Origin of the sequence: Moritella sp. F3 (assembly GCF_015082335.1) — a bacterium.
In the GTDB taxonomy this organism is placed as follows: domain Bacteria; phylum Pseudomonadota; class Gammaproteobacteria; order Enterobacterales; family Moritellaceae; genus Moritella.
Genome location: NZ_BLRL01000004.1, coordinates 242643 through 259080, shown reverse-complemented (window position 1 = coordinate 259080; position 16438 = coordinate 242643). Strand labels below are relative to the sequence as shown.

17 protein-coding genes are annotated in these 16438 nt (G+C 40.8%); 3 read left to right on the top strand and 14 right to left on the bottom strand.

What is annotated here, in order from left to right; all coding sequences use genetic code 11:
• Positions 1-233: 233 nt before the first annotated feature.
• The 14 genes from JFU56_RS09685 to JFU56_RS09620 form a co-directional block, all read right to left on the bottom strand.
• Entirely contained in the window at positions 234-1052 is an 819-nt protein-coding gene (locus JFU56_RS09685) for a flagellin (protein ID WP_198437085.1), read from the bottom strand.
• Positions 1053-1177: 125 nt separating this feature from the next.
• Positions 1178-2416 (bottom strand): flagellar hook-associated protein FlgL, encoded by a 1239-nt coding sequence (gene flgL, locus JFU56_RS09680; protein WP_198437084.1) that lies wholly within the window; start codon positions 2414-2416, stop codon positions 1178-1180.
• Positions 2417-2421: 5 nt separating this feature from the next.
• Positions 2422-4401 (bottom strand): flagellar basal body rod C-terminal domain-containing protein, encoded by a 1980-nt coding sequence (locus JFU56_RS09675; RefSeq protein ID WP_198437083.1) that lies wholly within the window; start codon positions 4399-4401, stop codon positions 2422-2424.
• 74 nt (positions 4402-4475) lie between these two features.
• Positions 4476-5480 (bottom strand): flagellar assembly peptidoglycan hydrolase FlgJ, encoded by a 1005-nt coding sequence (flgJ, locus tag JFU56_RS09670; RefSeq protein WP_198437082.1) that lies wholly within the window; start codon positions 5478-5480, stop codon positions 4476-4478.
• Positions 5481-5809: 329 nt separating this feature from the next.
• On the bottom strand, positions 5810-6964 hold the full coding sequence (locus JFU56_RS09665) for a flagellar basal body P-ring protein FlgI (RefSeq protein WP_198437081.1): 1155 nt from the start codon (positions 6962-6964) through the stop codon (positions 5810-5812).
• 232 nt (positions 6965-7196) lie between these two features.
• Entirely contained in the window at positions 7197-7952 is a 756-nt protein-coding gene (locus JFU56_RS09660; protein ID WP_198437080.1) for a flagellar basal body L-ring protein FlgH, read from the bottom strand.
• A gap of 48 nt (positions 7953-8000) precedes the next feature.
• Complete coding sequence (flgG, locus tag JFU56_RS09655; RefSeq protein WP_019440868.1) at positions 8001-8789, bottom strand: flagellar basal-body rod protein FlgG; 789 nt, start codon at positions 8787-8789, stop codon at positions 8001-8003.
• A gap of 49 nt (positions 8790-8838) precedes the next feature.
• Positions 8839-9582 (bottom strand): flagellar basal-body rod protein FlgF, encoded by a 744-nt coding sequence (gene flgF / locus JFU56_RS09650; RefSeq protein WP_198437079.1) that lies wholly within the window; start codon positions 9580-9582, stop codon positions 8839-8841.
• A 139-nt stretch (positions 9583-9721) separates the two neighbouring features.
• Positions 9722-11029, bottom strand: coding sequence for a flagellar hook protein FlgE (gene flgE, locus JFU56_RS09645; RefSeq protein WP_198437078.1), 1308 nt, complete (start codon positions 11027-11029; stop codon positions 9722-9724).
• Positions 11030-11053: 24 nt separating this feature from the next.
• Positions 11054-11758 (bottom strand): flagellar hook assembly protein FlgD, encoded by a 705-nt coding sequence (locus JFU56_RS09640; protein WP_198437077.1) that lies wholly within the window; start codon positions 11756-11758, stop codon positions 11054-11056.
• 15 nt (positions 11759-11773) lie between these two features.
• On the bottom strand, positions 11774-12193 hold the full coding sequence (flgC, locus tag JFU56_RS09635; RefSeq protein WP_198437076.1) for a flagellar basal body rod protein FlgC: 420 nt from the start codon (positions 12191-12193) through the stop codon (positions 11774-11776).
• A 2-nt stretch (positions 12194-12195) separates the two neighbouring features.
• Complete coding sequence (gene flgB / locus JFU56_RS09630) at positions 12196-12591, bottom strand: flagellar basal body rod protein FlgB (protein ID WP_019440863.1); 396 nt, start codon at positions 12589-12591, stop codon at positions 12196-12198.
• 323 nt (positions 12592-12914) lie between these two features.
• Positions 12915-13739: a protein-glutamate O-methyltransferase CheR gene (locus tag JFU56_RS09625; protein ID WP_198437075.1), complete on the bottom strand. Its 825-nt coding sequence runs from the start codon at positions 13737-13739 to the stop codon at positions 12915-12917.
• Positions 13740-13794: 55 nt separating this feature from the next.
• Positions 13795-14730, bottom strand: coding sequence for a chemotaxis protein CheV (locus JFU56_RS09620; protein ID WP_198437074.1), 936 nt, complete (start codon positions 14728-14730; stop codon positions 13795-13797).
• Between the two features lie 166 nt (positions 14731-14896).
• On the opposite strand from JFU56_RS09620, the gene flgA reads away from it, so the two are divergent.
• The 3 genes from flgA to JFU56_RS09605 all read left to right on the top strand — a co-directional run bounded on the left by flgA (position 14897) and on the right by JFU56_RS09605 (position 16435).
• Positions 14897-15598: a flagellar basal body P-ring formation chaperone FlgA gene (gene flgA, locus JFU56_RS09615; RefSeq protein ID WP_198437073.1), complete on the top strand. Its 702-nt coding sequence runs from the start codon at positions 14897-14899 to the stop codon at positions 15596-15598.
• A 73-nt stretch (positions 15599-15671) separates the two neighbouring features.
• Positions 15672-15986: a flagellar biosynthesis anti-sigma factor FlgM gene (flgM, locus tag JFU56_RS09610; RefSeq protein ID WP_198437072.1), complete on the top strand. Its 315-nt coding sequence runs from the start codon at positions 15672-15674 to the stop codon at positions 15984-15986.
• Between the two features lie 20 nt (positions 15987-16006).
• Entirely contained in the window at positions 16007-16435 is a 429-nt protein-coding gene (locus JFU56_RS09605; protein WP_198437071.1) for a flagella synthesis protein FlgN, read from the top strand.
• Positions 16436-16438 lie beyond the last annotated feature (3 nt).

The window sequence follows — 16438 nt, the reverse complement described above, 5'->3', positions numbered from 1 at the left end:
TAAGGGAAGTGGCACTGTATGACTCGGGCGAGTGAAATAAACGTCGAACATAGGCATAAGTAAAACGAAGATGGTTAGTCAGTAGTAATAGTGCTGGAAGAAGGGTAATAGAAGGAGATAAAGGGAAAGAAAATACTTTTACCTATACGCTTAATAAGGGCTGTCGCGATAAGGATATAGGTAAAAGCAATATATTAGGCGGCCCCAAAAGGGGCCAGAGGGAGCCCGCCCTCTTAGCCTAATAGCGACATAGCAACTTGTGATTGCTGATTCGCTTGACTTAGCATCGTACTCGCTGCTTGTTGCGATACTTGATTTTGCGCAAGCTGTGCAGATTCAGCAGCAAAGTCAGCATCCATAATACGTGATTTAGACGCTGATACATTTTCAGCAATATTCGTTACGTTACGAATAGTTGATGAGAAACGGTTTTGTTTAGCACCCAGGTCAGCTCGAATATCAGTTACCTGTGCAATCGCACTGTCTAAATCAGCAATCGCGCCTTGCGCAGTACCCGAAGAAGCAATACTTGCAGAGTTAATCGATAAACCTGTCGTATTCATTGCTGTCGTAATTTTAACATTAATAACTTGGTTAGCATCAGCACCAACTTGGAAGTCATTATTAAACGATGCATCAAGCAGCGTCTCACCACCAAATGTAGTGTCTTTTGCAACACGATTAATCTCGTCTTTTAATTGACCAAATTCTTTATCTAACGCAGTTCGGTCAGCCGCACTATTCGAACCATTCGCTGATTGAATTGAAAGAACACGCATACGTTGCAACATGTTTGTTGTTTCGTCTAACGCACCTTCAGCAGTTTGCGCCATTGAGATACCGTCATTGGCATTTCGAGCGCCTTGATTTAAGCCGTTCACTTGTGCTTCTAAACGAGAGCCAATTTGTAAACCCGCAGCATCATCCGCAGCTGAGTTGACACGTTTACCCGATGATAAACGTTCAAATGAAGTTTGTAGATCATTTGTTGAATTCGTTAGATTACGCTGCGAGTTTAAAGATGCAACGTTAGTATTTACATATATAGCCATTCGTTTTCCCTCTGTATATAACGTGATTAAGCAATGACATGATTTTCATTGAAGTCGTGCTTAACGGTTAGTCTATAAATTATTATATGTTCATTGATTAAATAAATTGCAAATTGTGTGCCAAATTAAGCAATCGAATTAAATAAGCTTAAGTTATTGATTTTGTTAAATGACTTGTAACTCATCTCTAAAACATTCTGCTCTTTAGTCAGGTCTGTCATTGCCGCGGCAAGATCTGCCTCGGTAAGAATTGCCATCGCTTCCTGGTTAATAACCTTAAATGATTCATTTGATTCAGTAACACGTTCAATCGTGTTGTTACGACCACCAATCGTTGACATCGTTGACATCACCGAGTATTTCGCATTCTCAATACCGACTTGAGCATCAGCCATTCTTTCCCGAAAGCCCTCTTTCGAGAGAGAAGTGTCAAGTAATGATTCTTTTAAGGTTTCAAGCGTGTTCAAAATATTGTCATTGTGAGGTGGCGATAACGAAATATCGACACTCCCCACTGCGCTACCTGTAGCCATAATCTTGACACCATTAAATTGAATGCCTTGATCTGATGTGAAATTACCGCTTTGTAATACCGTATTACTACTATCAAGTACTTCAAACGTATCGCTATTACCCGGTATCAGGGGGGCGATAACATTAAGCTTGAAGGTATTATTAGCTGGGTTATTATGATCATAATTACTGGCATGGAAGTTATCGAACTGCCCTTGATTAATCACTTCAGTCTCTACCGCACTGACATTACCGACCAGATTACTGGTATTCATAATTAATCGCGCTGGCGCTGACTCAAAAACACGCTTGCCGTTATCACCACTATTTACATAAACATTGGTGGCAATTTGAATATCATTATCTTGTTCATTACCACGGTAAGTGTATTGCCCTGTTTGCTCATCTTTTGCATATGCTTGTAAATGCGCAGTCGTGCCTGAAAAAATGAAATCACCATTGGCATTTTTAGTATTTACTAAGCTGAACACTTCTTTTTGTACTTGGCCAATTTCTAATGAAATTGCAAACCTATCTTGACTATCAACTGTACCATTGAGCGCTCGAACAGAGAGCACACGACCACGTTCCATGGCTGTGTGTAAATTGTTAAGGGTTGTTTCTTCTAACCCCAATGTACCTTTAAGCATTAATCCATTGGTCTGGTACTGGGTATTTTTTTTGATTTCATCATTCAGATAATTTGATTTAGCCACTTCAGCTGGTGCGTCACCCGAGGTTCTGAACTTCTCTTGTGATGTCACTTGTGAATGCGCTGTATTTAAACGTTTTTGCGTTTGTGACATATCTTGCATCGAACGTGAAAAGATTTGATTGTTGGTTATTCTCATCTCGATTACCTCGCCGCATTCAGAATAGTGTCAAATATTTCTTTTGAAATATTAACGACTTGTGCCGAAGCATTGTAAGCTTGCTCATAGCGCACCATATTTGCCGCTTCTTCATCTAAATTGACGCCAGAAACACTTTCAACCCAATTTTGGCTCTGTATTAACTTGGCTTGATTGGCAGATGAATCAACCCGTGCCGCACGAGTTTGGTTACCGACTGTAGAGATTAAGGTTGCAATACCCTCGGCAAACGTCATCTGATTTTCACCGTTATTATTATGATTCTTTCGTAACTTATCGTCATTTTCTAAACCGGCAAGTCTTAAACCGTTGCTGTTATCTGCTATCGAATCTCGGTTATAAGCCAAAGTAAAACTTTCACCAGGGTTTGGCTTGCCATCCATTTTAATTTCATAACCCACACCTGGGTTTAATGGTGGGACGGCATTACTAAATAAGTTTTGGCCATTTAACGCACCTGAACTCGTTGCCATGTATGTGCCGTTACCATCGAAAATATCAAAATCACCACTATTGTTTACAGTGATTTGTTGCGGCGCCGTCAGGCTTAAATCATTATTCGAAAAAGATAAGCTCGCGTCCGATATTTCCGTCACCGCAAGTCGACTCATCGTCGTATTCGTTACGCCAGTCTTAGTTTGTAAAATCGATGCTAAAGCAATATCTTCCGGTTGCGTATTGATAATGTCATAGTCATCAAGATTGAATAATGTCGGGCTCATTAAAAATTTATCACCGCTTTGAAAACCACCAGCCGCAGCAGAAAAGTCAACTTCAAAGCCATGGTCTGTTACTTCAACAGGACCAGGATAAGCACCATTAACGGCGAGTGGATTAGTGCTACGTTCACCGTTTTTAATTTCAAAGATATCAAAGGTCATCGGACTCGTCATCGAGATCTGATATTGGCTAGTCGTTAACGAACTGCCCTCACCTGCAATCATCTTAGAATTAATCACATGCGCTGGGTTCGAGTTATCTGAAAAGTGCTTAGCTTGCGTTGGTGGAATGGTGTATATGTCTTTGCCCATATTACCGTTCAAGTCCAACCCCATTTTATTTTGACTATTTACTGCATCTGCAATACCCAGGCTCAACTGGCCAATTTCTCGCAATGATGAATAAACAGTTTCATCACGAAATTCAAGTAAAGCGCCAATTCGGCCACCAAGATTCGTGTTTTGCAAAGGCATGGTATTTTTATCAATATTCAATACCAGTTCTACATTATTAGACTCGGGATCACCTGTCACAGTAGAAAATTGGCTGACATTGTTTTGCATGACCAAGGGCTGGCCATTCAGTAAATTAATTGAGATGCTTTTGTTATCATTCACAATCGTTGATATATCTAGCTCTTTTGCTAATGACTCTATCGCCACATCTCGCTGATCAAGTAATGTTCCAGAGGCGCCACGAGATGTACCGTCTGCGATCATTACCTGCTTATTCAAACCATGTACATCTTGAATCAGTGAATTCAGTAGTGCGGGTTTTTCAGCTATTTCACTGTTAGCGGTTTGTGCTTGGTTATTTAATTGCTCACCGACATTACGAAAACTTGCCGCTAACGTTTTTGCATCGGTGACAGCAAGTTGACGATTTGAGATGGACGTAGGATCATCATTGGCGGTATGAAAAGATTCAAATAACTGTGATACACCTGCAGCCATGTTATTCGATTTATCAGATAGTACTTGATCGGTGCGGGTGATTTCCGCCAGGAATTTTTCTTTGTTACCAAAAGCGCTGGTATCAATTAATAATTCAGCTTGCGCAAATTTATCCACTTCTCGGCCGGTAACTGAACGAGCAAGCCCCATGTTATCGGTTTGCGAATTATGCTGGGTACGCTGACGGCTATAACCATCGGTATTAACATTCGAAATGTTATTACCTGTGGTCTGAAGCATTTGCTGGTGACCAAGCACACCAGAAGTACCTATTTGTAATAAATTCGCCATCAGATTATAGCCCTAACTATTAGTTCATCACTCAAAAATAAGATTGCTTTACGCTACCACGACATTAACCAGCGTTATTTAAATGCATCATGTTTCATCACATTCTGTATTTTCGCTGCATAATTAGGGTCCGTGGCATAACCCGCTTGTTGTAAACCATTCAAGAACTGTGCCGAGTCTGCAGAATTACTTAATGCGTCACTATAACGGTCACCCGATTGCAAGAAGTTAGCAAAATCATTAAAGCTCGATTGGAAGTCTTGATAACTTCTAAATTGATGATTTTCACGTTTGGCCACACCGTCTTTAAACTCTAACGTATCCACACTTGCCGTCGGACCTTCCCAACGTTTATCAGCTTTAATATTGAATAGGTTATGCGAACTATCGCCTTTGTTATCTGTAGAGACTTTCTTACCCCAGCCTGTTTCTAGCGCCGCTTGCGCAAGTAACACATCAGGAGATACGTTCAAACGCTTGGCAACGACATCAGCAAAAGGGGCAAGTGAAGCAACAAATTCTTCAGGGCTATTGAACTGCATTTTTGGCGCTGCAGCTGCTAAAGGGGTTGTGCCTGCTAAAGGGTTTACAGCCTGTGCGGTATCGTCGTTCGGGTTGCCGTCTGCATCAACTGCGGGGATTGCTAGACTTTTGCTCTCTTCCGGTAGCGCCTTTTCTGCAGTCCCATCAGCCTTATTCGCTTTCAGGTTCTGTAATGGGTTGGTATCACCATTTAATGACGAAGCTGGCATATAATTGCCGCCATCATTGGATAACTGCTTAACAATGACGTCTGCTAATCCTAGGCTACCTGTTTGGCTCATATCTGCGGCCATCTGCTTATCTTGCATGTCACGATAAAACTGGGTGTAGTTATTATTCATTGGGCTGTCGGTTTCAAATGCGGCATTGGCTTCACGCATACTTTTCATCAGCATGTTGGTAAACAAAGATTCAAATTGCTGCGCGACTTCTTTTAACGCACCTTCATCATTGCCTTGCGCACGCTTACGCAAAGAATCCAGATTATGCGTATCTAAGACGTTACTGTTCACATTTGTTTTAAATGAATTATCCATACCCAGCCCGTTACTTTTTTCGATTGTATTATTTAGATCGTTATTTCAAGTGATTAGTTTAGATCGTTATTTTTCAGTCAGTTATTCTGCTACAAAATATATAAGTCAATATCACTGCCATTTATCTGTCGCTATTCAAAACAATAGAATCAACAACTTAAGATGTAAAAAACGGATTAACGCTAATCGTCATAGATAACAAAGCAATTCTTAGACCAACTAACGGATTAATAAAAAATAGGCACAAAAAAGCGCTAAACCACATCAGGGGTATAGCGCTTTTACATAACGGATCCAACAACAGATTTAAACTGAGCTAGCTTATCGCCTTAAATAATAATCAATTGCCCGTCCAGCGCCCCTGCATCCTTCAGCGCTTCTAAAATGGACATTAAGTCACCCGGCGCAATACCGACCTGGTTTACAGCACGGATCAAATCATCGAGGGTCGCGCCTGCATCTAACTTAAACATACGCGCATCTTCTTGCGTCACATTAATGGTCGATTTATTGGTCACGACTGTTTCGCCGTTAGCAAACGCATTCGGCTGTGATACTTCTTGCGTTTCATTAATGGTCACGGTCAAACCGCCATGGGTTATCGCGGCTGGTTTAAGCTGGACATTTTGACCAATAACAATAGTACCAGTACGAGAGTTAACAATAATTTTGGCTGATTCATCCGCCATTTTTAATTCGAGGTTTTCCAATGTCGCCAAGTAAGCCACACGCTGTGAAATATCACGTGGTGCGAGCACACGCACTGACGTTGCATCCATAGGGTAAGCGGTATTAGGGCCTACAAGATTGTTAATTGCATCCGATAAACGTTTGGCGTTAGAAAAATCACCACGATGTAAATTGAATGTCAGAAAGTCACCATCACCAAATGGTGTCGGAACTTCTTTCTCCACAATAGCACCACTACTAATACGGCCAACAGTCGGGGTATTCACTGTTATCTGAGAACCATCTCGGCCTTCAACACCAAGACCACCAACAACCAAGCTACCTTGTGCTAATGCATACACCTGGCCATCAGCACCTTTCAGGAACGTTTGCAGTAATAAACCACCACGTAAGCTCTTTGCTTCACCAATAGCAGCAACAGTCACATCGATGGTTTGACCTGGTTTGGTAAATGCTGGTAATACCGCACTCACCGCAACAGGAGCCACGTTTTTAATTTTGACTTTCGCACCTTCTGGCATGGTGATGCCAAAGTTATTCAACATGGTTTTAAAACTTTGCTCAGAAAAGGCGTTACTTTTCTCACCGGTACCCGGTAGACCAACAACCAGACCATAACCGATTAATTGGTTATCTCGAACGCCTTGCACAGAACTAATATCTTTAATGCGAGCAGCATTAGCGGAATTAATGGTAAGCACAAAAAAGCTTAACAAGACAATACTCATCCCCAGCAATATATTTTGCTGTAGCTTAACTTGAGTTGCTAACTTGATCCGTGTTGATAGTTTCATCTAGATAACCTGTGCTATAAAAATTGTCATTATTTGCTGCCCTGTCATTATTTTGGTTTGTATTTTAACTGCCAAAATTATGACAACGGCTAAATAATCTCAGTTATATAGCTAAAAGCAATTGTCATACCAAGATGTCGTTTACACACCTGGTCTGAATATATTAGAGCTGGCATCATTACGATATACGCTTGATATCTACATCTACATCTACATCTACATTAAATATAGCTTAGAAAGGCCATGTGCTGCCGTTAAGGAATTTAGTTGCCCAGCCTTGTATTTGCGCCTCGCCTAAATCATCAACCGCGCCATATTGAATTCGAGCATTCGCGATCAGCGCTGAATTAACTTTATTGTCAGCGTCTACATCTTGTGGACGCAATAAACCAGTAAGGCGAATAAATTCATTACCATTATTGAGCATTAACCATTTCTCACCCCGTATGACGAGGTTGTTATTGGGTAGTACACGGACAACTGTGACTGAAATATTACCCTCTAAGCTGTTACTTTGATCAGCCGAACCGTTACCCGAAAAAGAACTGGTTTGGTTTAGACTACCTTCGATTTTATAACCACCGATCACTACATCTTCGCCACCCAAACTGACTGGGTCTAGTTCGAATGAATTGTCTTTGCCTAGATTTGAGCTGGCCTGTTTTTTAGCACTCGTCGATTCTGTTAATGTCACAGTGATAATATCGCCGACACGACGTGCTTTAATGTCTGAAAAAATATTATTATTGTATTGCGGATTAAATAACGAACCCGTCACTTTTGCTTGTACAGGATTATCATCGGGTACAATCGGTGCATAATCAGGTGAATCTTGCTGTGGTGTTTCATTCACATCAGCAGGTTCTTTCGCGTCTTCAGTTTTAGTGGCATCTTGATTTTTAGTGACCACATTTTCTTTTACTTTAACTAAAGACGAACAACCAGCAAGTTGCATAAGCACAAAAACAGCAAAGATAAAATTACGCATAACAATTCTCGATCATAAGAGTTAACGGTTAACTATATTGTAGCTAAATTAAAGCTGTTGATTGGTGTAACTTAGCATTTCATCAACGGCTGATATTACTTTGGAATTCATTTCGTATACACGCTGACTTTCAATCAGGTTCACTAATTCTTCCGTTACGTTGACGTTCGATGTCTCAATCGCACCCTGCACTAATTTACCCAAGCCTTCATTACTTGGTAAGCCCTGTACCGGATCACCACTGGCACCCGTTTGGATATACATATTTTGTCCAATAGGCTGTAAACCACCAGGGTTAACAAAGTCAGAAATATTAATCTGGCCGACGGTTTGATTGTTCGTTTGCCCAGGTAGGCTGACGGAGATCTCACCGTCTTCCGATACTGTCACCGTTTGCGCGTCAGCTGGAATTTGAATCTGTGGTTGTAACGGATAACCAGTACCCGGAGTCACAATAATCCCTTCATCATTTAAGGTAAATTGACCGTTACGGGTATATGACGTAGTACCATCTGGCATTTCAATTTCGAAGAAACCACGGCCACTCACCATCATGTCTAACGAATTATCTGTCGTTAGCATGTTACCTTGTGAGTGATCTTTTTGCGTTGCCACAACTCGCGCACCCGAACCAACCATTAAACCTGATGGTAATTTCGTGTTTTGAGTCGATTGACCACCCGGTTGATTCACCGCTTGGTAGAGCAAATCTTCAAAAATTGCGCGTTCTTTCTTAAAACCAACGGTGCTGGCATTGGCCAAGTTATTTGAAATGGTTGAAATATTTGTTTGCTGTGCTTCTAAGCCTGTCTTACTTATCCATAATGCCGGATTCATAACGTTTTCCTCGTCTAATTTATACTGTTCGTGGACTCATCAATGAGAATTAGCTGATCCGTAATAGTGAATCTGATGCTTTGTCATTCTCTTCTGCTGTCTTCATCATTTTGATCTGCATTTCAAACTGACGTTGCAGATTAATCATGCCGGTGAGTTCACCAACAGCACTTACATTACTGGTTTCTAGTGCACCACCTGCCACTTGGACGTTTAAATCAACTGCGGCAGGCGTGCCGTCAGCTTGTCGAAACATACCATCATAGCCTTTCACTAAATTGCGAACATCGGGGTTGACCAATTTTAATTGATCAACTTCTTCCAATGCGTTTGCTGGTGCGCCTTGCGGACGGATCTCGATACGACCATCAGCATGAATTTTAATTTGTTCAACGGGTGTCGGTATAACGATAGGACCATTTTCACCGATAACAGGACGACCTGATGATGTTAATAACTCACCTGTAGGGCCCATGTGTAAACTGCCACTACGGGTATAGCTTTCTTTATTCTGATCATCCATGACACTTAACCAACCATCGCCTTGGATCGCAACATCCAATGCATTGCCGGTCTGTTGTAATGCACCACCGGTAAAGTCTTGCCCAGGGCTTTCAGTGATCGCAAATACACGAGTAGGTAGGCCTTCACCAAAAGCTTGCATTGAACGTGCTTGTTCAAAATCAGATTTAAAGCCATGCGTATTCACATTGGCGATATTATTGGCACGAACAGCCAATGCATTCATATTTTCTTTGGCACCCGACATCGAGATATAAAGCATATTGTCCATTCGTCAATCCTCTGTCACTTTTCGTTGAAATCGTTAATTACCCGTCTAATACCAGTGATAAAGCAATTAAAGTGCCAAAATGAAAAAGCCACCCTAAATAGGGTGGCTTTTTATCAAAATGGCTTATCAACCCGCTACGTTAACGGATCTGTAATACCGTATCTTGCAGTTTAGAGTTCACTTCTAAGGTTCTTGAGTTAGCCTGGTAGTTACGTTGTGCCGTAATTAAGTCAACCAGTTCACTGGTCAAGTTTACATTTGACTGTTCGAGTGCCGATGAATTAATTTTACCAAAGGTACCAGAGTTCGCTTCACCTGCGATCGCATTACCTGAAAGTTGCGATGCACGCCAGCCGGTATCACCTGTTTGGCTTAGACCTTGTTCGTTAGCAAACTTAGCCATGGCAATCATACCTAACTTATCATTACGGCCATTACTGTAACTCGCCGCAACCATACCATCAGGGCCGATATCAATACCGGTCAAACGCCCTACTGTCGCGCCGTCTTGTTCTAATTTTGTTACTTCAAACGCAGAAGCAAACTGAGTCGGATTATTAATATTGATTTTAACAGTCTGAGTGGTATCCGCACCATTGGTTAAAATCGCGCCGAGTGGCACAGTCTCAGCAATGGCTGGCAGCTGTTGTTGTAATAAACCAGATGAATCAAACGTCAGTCTTAACGCAGCCGGTTTAGCTGGTGTACCAGGCGCAGCAGCCACAGCTTGGCCACCCACGATATCAATTGGTTGGTCATCCACATAGTTAAACTCTAACCAAGAGTTTGCAGGTGCACCCGCTGTACCATCTTTAATGTAATAAGTAGACAAAGTATGTGACTCACCGAGTGAATCATAAATTGATACTGACGTCGCTGATGTGAACGTCGTACTATCTGCCGGATCAAACTTCGTCGGATCTAATACTGGTGAAGTAGCTGGTAAATTCATTGTCATATCAACGTTACTCGTTGATTCTGGTACACCTGCGGTATCAGGTATTTGCAGCGGTTTTGTTGACGCCATGCTCACCGCTTTTGGAGAACCATCATCATTCACATCATAAACTTGTAGATAATTACCCGCCGAGTTAGTCACAAAACTATTTGAATCTAATTTAAATGCACCAGCACGCGTGTAGTTACGATCCATTGATTCAAGACCGTCTGACATAACAAAGAAACCATTACCGTTAATCGCTAAATCCAGCGAGTTCTCGGTGAAATTCAAGCTACCTTGTTGAAACTGCTGCGCAACATGAGCAGTTGCCACACCGTTACCAACCGATGTTTTAGCATTAGAGAAAATCGATGTTGCATACACATCACCAAACTCAGCGCGCGACTCTTTAAAACCCGTGGTATTAACGTTAGCAATGTTATTTGCCGTTGTATTAAGGTCTTTCTGAGCAGCGTTGATCCCACTCAAGGCGATGTTAAATGACATAAATTTTCCTTTTATTCAATAAATTTAATAATTTTTCGAGGCTACTTCTGTTGCTTGGCTCAATGGTAAGCTACCCATGCCTTTTAAGTTCAGCATAATGCCGTTACCAGTATTACCAATGTTAACGCTTTCAACATGCTGGAAACTTAATATTTTAAGGTCTTGGGCATTGCCGTCTATCGACGCTGATGCCTTCAAGCGGTAACTTCCTTCCGCCACTTTATTGCCGTTCATGTCAGTGCCGTCCCAATCAAAAGGAATTGCACCGGCCTTCTGTTCACCCATATCAATCACTTTAACCACTTCACCAACTTGGTTGGCTATTTGTAAGCGCATATTAGGTGCGCCCTGCGGTAAATCAATACGTCCAGATACATTCTCATCCGCAGATAAAAATGCCGACGATGCAGGCGCAAGTACCTTGCTACCGACTAAACTTGACGCTTGCAGTGCTTGGTTCGAGCTCATGATCGTATTTAACTGCTCAAACTTACTGTCCATCTTAGAAATACCATCAGCGGTGGTAAACGACGCCATTTGCGCCACCATCTCCGAGTTTTCTACCGGTTTGAACGGGTCTTGATAAGCCAGTTCTTGCGTAAGTAACGAGAAAAAGTCTTCTTGGCCGAGCTCTTTGCGGGTAGTTTCTGCCGCCTGCTCTGCCGCATCCTTTTTCTCGGTTTTAAACTGACTGCTAAAGTCAGCTATGTTATTGCTAATTGTCGTCACAACCAAATACCTCTATTAACCTTTACCTAACGCCAATGTTTTAGTTAACATTTGTTTAGCAGAATCAGCTATTTGCACGTTAGTTTGGTATGAACGAGATGCGCTAATCATGTTGGCCATCTCTTCCATAACGTTTACATTAGGGCGATATACATAACCATCTTCGTCTGCCAATGGATGATTAGGATTAAACTCATTAACTAATGGTGCATCACTCTCTACAATCCCTGCAACATTCACGCCAACTGCTTCATTTTGAGCTGCATTAGCCTGATCTAATTGTGCTTGGAAGATTGGATAACGGGCTTTATACGTTTCATCAGCACTGCTACTCACACTATTTGCGTTAGCAAGATTACTCGCGGTAGTATTTAAACGTACTGATTGTGCACTCATTGCCGAACCGGCAACATCAAAGACTCGAAATAAACTCATAATTATTGTCCTTTAATTGCCTTGCTCAGTGTTTGAAACTTGCTGCTTAAGAATGACAGTGATGCTTGATATTCCATACTGTTTTGCATGAAGTTAGAACGCTCTTCTTGCACATCAACAGTATTGCCGTCACCGGTATCGGGTTGGTTAGGGACTCTAAATTGCAAATCAGATGCAATACCTCTGCCACCTGATATATGACGCTCACTGGTATTTGATAAGTTAAAGCTAGACCCCTGAGTTGCACTTGCTAATGCATCCTTAAAGGTTAAATCTTTGGCTTTAAAACCTGGGGTATCCGCATTGGCGATATTACTCGCGAGTACTTCTGCGCGTCGTTCTCTTACGCCGACAGAATACTGGTGTATACCTAATGCATTATCAAAATTAATAGCCATGAACGCCTCCTAAACATTTATATCGTAATCAATCGCATGATAATTACGATGATACAAATGATAAAAGCAACATATGTGCCACAAAAATAATTTTTATTGCCTGCATTATTGTAAAATCAAATTAAAAAAATTTAACCATAAAAAGCAATGACTTAAAGTTTGCATTAAATTATCACAAGGGAGTATTACAAGAGGGGTAGAGCAGGATTAAATGAAGAGATAAAGAAAAAGCGTTGTAAAACAATTTTTTGACGCTGTATTTGGGCTAGTTACCGCCAATAAATGAACATCCATGTTCATGCGCTAACTCACCGCAAGATAGATTATTTAAGCTTGTAAACAATGCCAGGATTACAACGGACCATTTCGAATTTATCTGTTAGGCCTGTTAATGACTCAGATGCACCTAAAAATAAATAACCACCCGGTTTTAACGATGCGGCAAATTGATTCAGGATCTGACTTTTAATCTTTGGTGAAAAATAAATAAGTACATTTCGGCAAAAAATGATGTCAAATTTTCCCAACAAAGCATAACTTTCTAGCAAGTTGATTTCACGAAATGATGTTAATTGCTGAACCTCACGATTCACCTTCATTTTGTCATCAGGCAATACACTAAAGAACTGACGTTTACGCTCAGGTGATAGACCACGTCCAAGAGCAAGGCGATCATAAACCCCTTCTTTACAGTGCGTAATCATGGTCGGCGAAATATCCGTACCGACAATTTGCACGTTAGGTTTACCCATGCGCTTAATTCTTTCCTGTGTTTCGATCGCAGACATCGCAATCGAAAACGGTTCTTGACCAGACGATGATGCCGCTGACCATATTTTTACCGGCTGACCTTTATTGATAAACTCAGGTAAGATCTTAGCTTGTAAATACTCAAACGGATACACGTCGCGAAACCATAACGTTTCATTCGTCGTCATCGCATCAATAACATCATTACGTAAATCACGCGCTAACATGGTCATCGACTTTTGTACTAACTCAGTTAAGCTGTTCATCTTATGCTTTGCCAATAGTGGCAATAAACGACTTTTAACTAAATATTGTTTATTTTGCCCTAATACAATACCGCACTGAATCTCAAGAAACTCACTAAAACGGCTATATACTTCATTTGACAATGTTTGCACTATTTTTTACTCAACTTTCTATCTAAAGATATTTATATTCGATATTACAGTTCACCTAGCTAGGATCCGCTGCTTTTAACGCTTTTAATACTGCACCGGCAAGTTCATCAGGGTTAAACTTAGCAATAAAGTCATTTGCGCCAACTTTAGCAACCATCGCCTGATTGAACACACCACTTAATGAGGTATGTAAGATTACATATAACCCATTTAATGACGGATCATTTCTCACTTCTGCCGTGAGAGTATAACCATCCATTTCTGGCATTTCGATATCAGAAATCATTAACGCAACCTGCTCAGATATCGGTCCATTAACAGCCAATTCACGTAACTTATTTAAGCCATCACGGCCATCTTTAGCCAGTACAATCTTGAAACCAAGATCAGACACTGCTTTTTTGATCTGATTTCGAGCCACACTTGAATCATCAACAACTAAGATCACTTTCTCGATTGCTGTTTTATCAATATCGTTTGCAGTATCTAGCACTTCCTTACTAATTTCCATACTCACAGGTGCGACTTCATGGAGAATTTTTTCCACGTCGAGTACTTCAACAAGTTCGTTATCAACTTCAGTCACCGCCGTTAAGTAACTAAAGCGACCTGTACCTTTTGGCGGTGGTAAAATAGATTCCCAGTTAATGTTGATAATACGCTCAACGCTTGATACTAAAAATCCCTGCACAGAACGGTTATATTCCGAGATAATAATAAATGCTTTACTCAGGTCCTGAATCGGACGACCACCCGTCGCTAAACTTAAATCGATGACCGAAATAGTTTGCCCACGAATATGTGCAACACCGCGGACAACACTATTTAGCTTAGGCAAGATCGTTAATGGCGGACATTGCAGTACTTCTTTTACTTTAAATACATTAATGCCGAAACGCTGACGCCCGTTTAAGCGAAACATAAGTAGTTCTAGACGGTTTTGCCCAACGAGTTGGGTACGTTGATTGACCGTATCGAGTAATCCTGCCATTATTTATCCTCAGCTAAAGTAGCTATTATAATCAAAGTGGCTTAAATATTGCTCTTACCACTGTATTATCCAGTTATATTGTCGTTTACGGTATAAATAGCCAAAAAATTGGCTCTCAAATCACTTTATACGTAACCTTTAATCTTATATCGGCTTAGAAACCTAAATGTTTAAATATTTTTTCTCATTGCTATTCTTATACAGCTTCAGTGTAGTAAGCCATTTACCATATGCGCACGCAAAAACAGATAAACATCAAGTTCTTGAAGAGTTTGCGGAATCTTTTATCAAATCGCAACTATTTAGTGACGAGAATGAAAGAGTAAGCATAGAAGTAACTAAAATTGACCGCAGGATAACAGTAAGTCAGTGTGAAGGTAACATGACGGCAGTATTAGTCGGTAATAAAAGCTTACAACGCTCTGCAACCGTAAGAATACGTTGTGATAACACTGATAATTGGCAAATTCACATACCAGTGAAGATTATTCGACTAGTTCCGGTGGTGGTCAGTAACCGACCATTATCAAAAGGTAGCCTATTAACTAAAAACAATACTAAAATAGAATATATGAATCGCGTATTATTACGCTCAGGTTATATTTCTGACTTGGTATTTGTAAATAGAGCACGCCTAAAACGCCAACTTTCGAGTGGGCAAATGATCTCAACACGGGATATTTGTCTTGTGTGTAAAGGGGAAAGCGTTACAATTACCAGTTCAGTGGGAAATTTGACTGTAAAAACAGCTGGTGTGGCTTTGTCTAATGGCGTTCTTGGCGACAAAATCAATGTCCGTAACACAAAATCGAAACGAATCGTTTCAGGTATTGTCCAAGCAGCAGGCACTATCCAAATAAACTATTAAATTATGCTAAAGTTTTATTATCAGGGGTCGATAATATTTTAGTACACCTGTTTACTATGCAATAGGTAGAGAAATGGCCATAAACTTAACCAATTTAAATAATCGTAGTCTCCAGCTTGATCAAGCGAGAAGTACGCAGCAAAAAGCCAACGTAAGTGGTGATAATGCAACGCAAGCTTCACCGCAACGGATCACGCAAGGTGACTCGGTTAACATCACATCACAAGCCAAAAGTTTGACCGCTATGGAACATGATTTAGCTCAAGGTACACCTGTTAATGAGTCAAAAGTAGAAAGTTTGAAAAAAGCCATTGCTGATGGAAGCTATCAAGTTGATGCAAATAAATTAGCAAAGAACATGTCTAACTTCGAAACTTTACTCGCATAACCAGTGCACTGTAGATATAGATGACAATAAAAACATTACCTGAATTACTTGGTTTACAAGTATCTTATGTAGAACAACTAATGGCTCTACTAACGGCTGAAAAATCAGCGTTAGAGTCACGTGATGTCACAGCTTTAGAAAAGATCAGCCAAGACAAGCAGCAGCAAATAACGAAAATTGCCGAACTTGATGTCAAGATCAGCCAGCATGCCGATACTGCAGAATTACTGTCGACCTATCTCCCCCAAAAACAGCAAATTGAAACCGAACTCACTCAATGCCAAGAATTAAATGATGTTAATGGTAAGCTGATCGAACTCAATTTACGTAATACCAAACGACTAGGCGATACCATTATCCGCAGTCGCTCACGCAACAATATTACTTATGACAAGTTAGGCCGTACTCGCGGTTCGTTCTCTACACTTGGCATGACGTTCAAGTCATAACAC

What these genes read in the sequence shown, in the direction of transcription:
- JFU56_RS09685 (WP_198437085.1), bottom strand. Translation starts at nt 1,052, where the DNA reads ATGGCTATATATGTAAATACTAACGTTGCATCTTTAAACTCGCAGCGT.
- flgL (WP_198437084.1), bottom strand. Translation starts at nt 2,416, where the DNA reads ATGAGAATAACCAACAATCAAATCTTTTCACGTTCGATGCAAGATATG.
- JFU56_RS09675 (WP_198437083.1), bottom strand. Translation starts at nt 4,401, where the DNA reads ATGGCGAATTTATTACAAATAGGTACTTCTGGTGTGCTTGGTCACCAG.
- flgJ (WP_198437082.1), bottom strand. Translation starts at nt 5,480, where the DNA reads ATGGATAATTCATTTAAAACAAATGTGAACAGTAACGTCTTAGATACG.
- JFU56_RS09665 (WP_198437081.1), bottom strand. Translation starts at nt 6,964, where the DNA reads ATGAAACTATCAACACGGATCAAGTTAGCAACTCAAGTTAAGCTACAG.
- JFU56_RS09660 (WP_198437080.1), bottom strand. Translation starts at nt 7,952, where the DNA reads ATGCGTAATTTTATCTTTGCTGTTTTTGTGCTTATGCAACTTGCTGGT.
- flgG (WP_019440868.1), bottom strand. Translation starts at nt 8,789, where the DNA reads ATGAATCCGGCATTATGGATAAGTAAGACAGGCTTAGAAGCACAGCAA.
- flgF (WP_198437079.1), bottom strand. Translation starts at nt 9,582, where the DNA reads ATGGACAATATGCTTTATATCTCGATGTCGGGTGCCAAAGAAAATATG.
- flgE (WP_198437078.1), bottom strand. Translation starts at nt 11,029, where the DNA reads ATGTCATTTAACATCGCCTTGAGTGGGATCAACGCTGCTCAGAAAGAC.
- flgC (WP_198437076.1), bottom strand. Translation starts at nt 12,193, where the DNA reads ATGAGTTTATTTCGAGTCTTTGATGTTGCCGGTTCGGCAATGAGTGCA.
- flgB (WP_019440863.1), bottom strand. Translation starts at nt 12,591, where the DNA reads ATGGCTATTAATTTTGATAATGCATTAGGTATACACCAGTATTCTGTC.
- JFU56_RS09620 (WP_198437074.1), bottom strand. Translation starts at nt 14,730, where the DNA reads ATGGCAGGATTACTCGATACGGTCAATCAACGTACCCAACTCGTTGGG.
- flgA (WP_198437073.1), top strand. Translation starts at nt 14,897, where the DNA reads ATGTTTAAATATTTTTTCTCATTGCTATTCTTATACAGCTTCAGTGTA.
- flgM (WP_198437072.1), top strand. Translation starts at nt 15,672, where the DNA reads ATGGCCATAAACTTAACCAATTTAAATAATCGTAGTCTCCAGCTTGAT.
- JFU56_RS09605 (WP_198437071.1), top strand. Translation starts at nt 16,007, where the DNA reads ATGACAATAAAAACATTACCTGAATTACTTGGTTTACAAGTATCTTAT.